The organism is Rhodococcus phenolicus (assembly GCF_001646785.1).
Taxonomy (GTDB): Bacteria; Actinomycetota; Actinomycetes; order Mycobacteriales; family Mycobacteriaceae; genus Rhodococcus; species Rhodococcus phenolicus.
This window is the reverse complement of the sequence record NZ_LRRH01000151.1, coordinates 1-637: the sequence shown is the minus strand read 5'-3', so window position 1 is coordinate 637 and position 637 is coordinate 1. Positions and strand designations below refer to the sequence as shown.

The 637-nt window shown below is 70.0% G+C and carries 1 protein-coding gene; it reads right to left on the bottom strand.

Annotated features, from left to right (window positions below; all coding sequences use genetic code 11):
• On the bottom strand, nt 1-637 hold a 637-nt coding region (locus A8G15_RS28030; protein ID WP_156665602.1), incomplete at both ends, for an MFS transporter.

Here is a 637-nt window from a genome sequence, read left to right as displayed (position 1 = left end):
CGAACGCCGCGGCGAACACGATCCCCGCGCACCCGCCGCACGCGAGGTACGCGAGCGTGAATCCGGCTCCGGCGACTCCGCCGGACAGGGTGTATGCGGCGAGGATCGAGGCGACCGTCGCGCTGCACACGGTGCTGCCGACGGTGCGCAGCAGCACGTTCACGCCGTTGGCGGCGGCATTCTGCGAGGCCGGGACGGCACCGAGGATCAGCAGCGGCAGCGTGCAGTAGACGAACGTGGTGCCGATCGCGGCGATGAACACCGCCGAGACGACCGTCCAGACCGGTTTGTCCGGCACGGCGTGGACGGCGTAGCCGACGATGAGGAACAGCGCGCCGACGAACATCGCCGACCGCGCCCCGAATCGGTCCGAGACCCGGGCCGCGACGAGCGCGAAGATCATCATGGCGAAGCTCGCGGGCAGCTGGCACAGCGCGGCCTGCAGAATCGTGAACCCGTAGCCCGCGCCGTTCTCGGGCGAGGCCTGCAGCAACTGGGTGGTGATGAGCGTGTTGCCGTAGAACGCGAATCCGACGACGAGCGCCACGAGGTGCGGCGCCAGGACCGTGCGCTTCGCCGAGACCCGGAGGTCGACGAGGGGATTGCCGTTGCGCAGCTGCTGCAGACCCCACAGCAG